Annotated in this window: 4 protein-coding genes and 1 tRNA gene; all 5 read left to right on the top strand. The window is 38.9% G+C overall.

Annotated elements, in window-relative coordinates:
- Positions 1 to 511 precede the first annotated feature (511 nt).
- The 5 genes from rapZ to H524_RS0111715 all read left to right on the top strand — a co-directional run bounded on the left by rapZ (position 512) and on the right by H524_RS0111715 (position 4,094).
- Positions 512 to 1,399, top strand: coding sequence for an RNase adapter RapZ (gene rapZ, locus H524_RS0111700; protein ID WP_044122263.1), 888 nt, complete (start codon positions 512 to 514; stop codon positions 1,397 to 1,399).
- A gap of 133 nt (positions 1,400 to 1,532) precedes the next feature.
- The gene (gene dcm, locus H524_RS15735) at positions 1,533 to 2,567 is read left to right on the top strand and encodes a DNA (cytosine-5-)-methyltransferase (RefSeq protein WP_084281777.1); all 1,035 of its coding nucleotides are present in this window, start codon (positions 1,533 to 1,535) and stop codon (positions 2,565 to 2,567) included.
- A 128-nt stretch (positions 2,568 to 2,695) separates the two neighbouring features.
- Positions 2,696 to 3,280 carry a hypothetical protein gene (locus H524_RS17660; protein ID WP_211232173.1) on the top strand — a complete coding sequence of 195 codons (585 nt, stop codon included), beginning with the start codon at positions 2,696 to 2,698 and terminating at the stop codon, positions 3,278 to 3,280.
- Positions 3,258 to 3,794 carry a type II restriction endonuclease gene (locus H524_RS17665; protein WP_052339088.1) on the top strand — a complete coding sequence of 179 codons (537 nt, stop codon included), beginning with the start codon at positions 3,258 to 3,260 and terminating at the stop codon, positions 3,792 to 3,794. Before H524_RS17660 ends, H524_RS17665 begins: the two co-directional genes overlap by 23 nt.
- 224 nt (positions 3,795 to 4,018) lie before the next feature.
- Positions 4,019 to 4,094, top strand: a tRNA-Asn gene (locus tag H524_RS0111715).

Consider the following 4,094-nt stretch of genomic DNA (forward strand, 5'->3'; position numbering starts at 1 on the left):
TCTATGAGATCTTAAAAGCTCCTAGTTCTTAAGTTCTATGAGATCTTAAAAGCTCCTGGTTATTAAGCTTTATGAGGTTCTTTAAAGATCATGGCGCTGAGATTGTGCAAGATCTTTTAAAGATCATGGTTATTAGGTTATCTGAGATCTTAAAAGATCATGGGCACGATGTATAAGTTTAGAAAACTTATGGCGATCTTAAGATCTTAGATGAAATGAGCTAGTTAGATTTGGAAATTTTGTTGAGGATCATGGCCACAACAGAGCATCTAAATTTCTCTTTGTTAAGATTTTATATAATGAGCATAATTAAGTAGTACACTTGCAAGAGACATTAAGCTTGAGAGCACTTGTGCAATACTACTTAGCATATGTGATGGCTAGTGTTTTTAAGATAAAAGACCTTAGTGACTAAACTTAGGTCATTGCAAGTGTGGTAAAGATCGCAGCGTTGGCTAGTTCATAAAATACTAAACTTGCCTATAGCAACATGTTTTCACGAGGTCTGAAAATGGGCGATGCATCAGTTCAGTTGGTAATCATCTCAGGTCGTTCAGGATCAGGTAAGACCGTAGCTTTGCGTGCTCTTGAGGATCTAGGCTATTACTGCATTGATAATTTGCCAGTAATGTTCTTAAAAGAGCTTACTGAGATAGCTCCGCAGCGTTATCCTCGTTTAGCTGTTTCTATTGATATCCGTAATATCCCTGAGGATGACTCCTACCTTGAGTCTATCTTCAATAATATCAAGTCAGATGCTTCCATTCACTCTACTCTGATCTTCTGTGATGCTGATGATCAGGTGTTAGTAAAACGTTATTCAGAGACAAGACGCCTTCATCCATTATCCAAAAACAATCTCTCACTTGAAGAGGCGATCTTACTTGAGCGTACCAAGCTTGCCGGAATCTCAGGTTTTGCTGATCTACGTATTGATACCTCTGAGCTATCTGTTCATAGCCTCTCTAATGAGATCGTCACAGCTATTATTGGCACTCCAGAAAAGCGCCTGGTAATGGTATTTGAGTCTTTTGGCTTTAAGAATGGTATTGCCAAGGATGCAGACTTTGTATTCGATGCTCGTTTCTTACCAAATCCATTCTGGGAAAAGGAGCTGCGCTCCTTTACTGGCCTAGATCAGCCTGTGAAAGATTTCTTTGCGCGTTATCCTGAAGTTGATGCTTACGTAGATCAGATCGATAACTTGCTAAGCTCATGGCTGCATGCAATTGAGTCAAGTAATCGCAGCTATCTTACAGTGTCTGTAGGATGTACTGGCGGCTGCCATCGCTCCGTGTATATTGCACAGAAGCTTGCTGATCTGTACCACTCTCGCGGTCTTAATGTACAGGTTCGTCACCGCTCATTAAACATCAATTCGCGCCTGTCAAACTCTTAAACAGTTTAGTTGATATCTTATGTAAGCTATATAATATTTATTAAACCAGCTTAGAGCTTATTTTTAATATTACATCTACGGTTTGTTGAGTTGCTTGCTAATGACTCATTTTTATTGAGTCATTGAGGTTTTCATGTCTGATTTTACTTTCATTGATTTGTTTGCAGGAATAGGCGGAATTCGTCTTGGCTTTGAGTCCATAGGCGGATACTGCGTATTTACAAGCGAGTGGAATAAATGGTCAGAGAAGACTTACAAAGCTAACTTTGGTGATCGTGAGATGTTTGTCGGCGATATTACCCAGATGCATGAGGATGATGTGCCTGATCATGATGTGCTCTTGGCAGGATTCCCTTGTCAACCATTTTCTATCGCTGGTGTTTCGAAGAATAATTCTTTAGGCAGAGACCATGGTTTTTCCCATGCAACTCAAGGAACTTTGTTCTTCGATGTTGCAAGAATTATTGCAGCTAAGCGTCCAAAAGCGTTCTTGTTAGAGAATGTTAAAAATCTTGTATCGCATGATAAAGGTAGAACATTTAAGGTCATTAAAGAAACATTAGAACAAGAGCTCGGTTATCAAGTGTTCTATAAGGTCATTGATGGCATTCATTGGGTCCCACAGCATAGAGAACGTATCATTATTGTAGGTTTTAGAGAGGAAACAGACTTCTCTTGGGATAAATTAAAGGTACCAAGCTTTAAGCAAGCTCTAAGCAATATCCTGCACCCAGAAGACGGAACTGAAAAGGGGGATGGTATCTATACAGAAGAGGGGAGTGGAGCAGTTCTTCCTAAATACACCCTTTCAGATGGGTTATGGAGCTATCTGCAAGAATATGCTGCAAAGCACAAAGCCAAGGGAAATGGTTTTGGCTATGGCTTAGTAACACCCGATATGACTTCAAGAACTCTATCAGCCCGTTATTATAAAGATGGATCTGAGATTCTAATTAGTAGAGGAGCAGGTAACAATCCCCGTAGGCTGACTCCAAGAGAGTGCGCTAGGCTTATGGGATTTCCTGATAGCTTTAAGATCGTTGTTTCTGATACTCAAGCTTACAAGCAGTTTGGAAATTCTGTTGTTGTTCCTGTAATTAGCGCTGTCGCCAAGATTATGGAACCATATATTGCAGAAGAGCCTATTCTAGTTCCACAGGCGCTTTAAAATGAACAAGTTTGATCTTTCAACATATTTTGTTGGGGCTGGGGGTAAGATTCTAAGTCGCGTTGAGGTAGAGGAAAATCTCAGCAATCAGCATGAGTTTAATGGCGTTTCATCATTGAAGCACCTTTTTGGGAGAACAAAGAACAACATTTTCTTCTGTCTTCCTCTATATGAGTGATGACTCTTTTAGCGAACCTATTATTAGGGATACAGGCACGTTAACATGGTATGACGCTAGAGAAGCTCATCCTACTCGATCAGAGTTTAGATTGTATTTCTCATCGAATAAGGTAATGGATGAGGCTTGTGCTGGAGACTATCTCGTTATTGCCTTAAGAACTGATGGAACTCTGGTGACGATTCTAACTCCATCAGAATCAGACATTTGTTCATACATTAGTACATTGTTTGATCTTAAGATTGACAATAAATTCAGCATTTCAAGCCATAAGTACAATAAGATTTTAACTTACTCAAAGAAGCTAATATTAGATGCATTGGGTATTGAGGTTTATAACAATGAATCCAAATACCTAACTGATATGTTGAGAATATTTAATGGAGATTTTCCTTCAACAAAAGTATTTTCAGAATACGCAAGATCTACATTAAACGAGATTGATGGTAAAAGTAATGCCGACAGTGCGGTATTAAAGTGGATGGAGCGAGAAGAGGGCCTCTTTAGGACTCTTGAACGTTTTTTTTGTAGATGACCGTATTAAAGATGGATTTAGTAGTACAGATGAGTTTCTGTCTTATGCACTTTCACTTCTAAATAGACGTAAAAGCAGAGTAGGTCACGCTTTAGAAAATCACCTTGAACAGATATTCATTTCTAGAGACTTAAAATACGTCAGAACATGTGTAACAGAGAACAAATCTAGACCTGACTTTCTTTTTCCTAGTGCTTCTGCATACCATGACCAAAACTTAGACGCAGAATTTCTTACTATGTTAGGCGTTAAAACTACTTGTAAAGATAGATGGAGACAGGTCATATCTGAAGCTGCAAGGATTAAATCTAAGCACTTACTTACTTTAGAAGAAGGTATTAGTGAAGGTCAGACAGATGAGATGATTAGTCATAATATACAACTAGTTGTGCCTGAGCCGTTGCATGATACATACACAGCTAAACAGCAGAAGTGGTTAATTACTTTAGAGCAGTTCATTGAGCTAGTTCAAGACAAGCAAGATCGTTTTATTGTGCTATATCCGCATTACTAGACCTTTTTGCTTTTTATACTTTGATAGTCTTTATACCGTCATAAGCCAAGTCTTAACGTAAGATCTTGCCTAGGCAAAAGCCTATATATATCAACTTTTTTCGCTGGAGCGCATCCTTTTGTTAAACTTTTTTAATATGGGTGTTGACAGCTAGGGCTTTGCTTTGTAAAATGTGCATCGCTTTGATACACCACGGTGTTTTAAAGCAGTTTTGTTTGATGAGTTCCTCCTTAGTTCAGTCGGTAGAACGGCGGACTGTTAATCCGTATGTCGCTGGTTCAAGTCCAGTAGGAGGAGCCA

It is taken from the genome of Anaerobiospirillum succiniciproducens DSM 6400 (assembly GCF_000482845.1).
GTDB classification, from domain to species: domain Bacteria; phylum Pseudomonadota; class Gammaproteobacteria; order Enterobacterales; family Succinivibrionaceae; genus Anaerobiospirillum; species Anaerobiospirillum succiniciproducens.

Bases quoted from the DNA above. Each gene is read 5' to 3' on its own strand.
- rapZ (WP_044122263.1), top strand. From the start codon at position 512: ATGGGCGATGCATCAGTTCAGTTGGTAATCATCTCAGGTCGTTCAGGA.
- dcm (WP_084281777.1), top strand. From the start codon at position 1,533: ATGTCTGATTTTACTTTCATTGATTTGTTTGCAGGAATAGGCGGAATT.